This is a genomic window from Pedococcus sp. P1_H8 (assembly GCF_056405175.1).
Genome location: NZ_JBFUCP010000151.1, coordinates 1 through 503, shown reverse-complemented (window position 1 = coordinate 503; position 503 = coordinate 1). Strand labels below are relative to the sequence as shown.

The 503-nt window shown below is 72.6% G+C and carries 1 protein-coding gene; it reads left to right on the top strand.

Translation table 11 applies throughout. The features are described from left to right. The coding region (locus AC1DYG_RS19335) for a hypothetical protein (RefSeq protein ID WP_477641478.1) at positions 1-503 on the top strand (503 nt) is incomplete at both ends.

Genomic DNA, 503 nt, shown 5'->3' with positions numbered 1-503 from the left:
CCGCGCTCGGCTACGCGCTCGTGCGCGAACACGCACCGTCCGCCACCATGCTCATCGCCGGCATCCGGCAGGCGCTGCGGCAGGAGCCTCCTGCCGATCCGTCCCGCGACGGCGCCGGACACCTCATCGAGTTGCTCGCCTCCTGGCCCGCCGAGGCCACCGCCGACGCGCGGCCCGAGGTCCGGGAGCTGCTCGCTCTCGCGCCGAAGCAGGCCGCAGACACGCTCGCGACGTGGGGCGACACCGCCAGCCTCGACCGCGTCCGCGAGGCGACCGTCACCGGCGACGCGACCGTGCTGCTCGCTCTCGCACGCTTGACGAAGGACCCGGATGACTTCCGTCGCGTCCTCGACGCCGACCTCGAACACAAGGAGTCCGCGGTGCTCGCGCAGTGGGCCGACCGCACCGACCCGCGCTTCCTCGACTGGTGCCGCAGCCTCGTCGGCACGAAACCCGCAACGAGCGACTTCCAGCGAGCTGACCAGCTCGCCTCACTACGCATC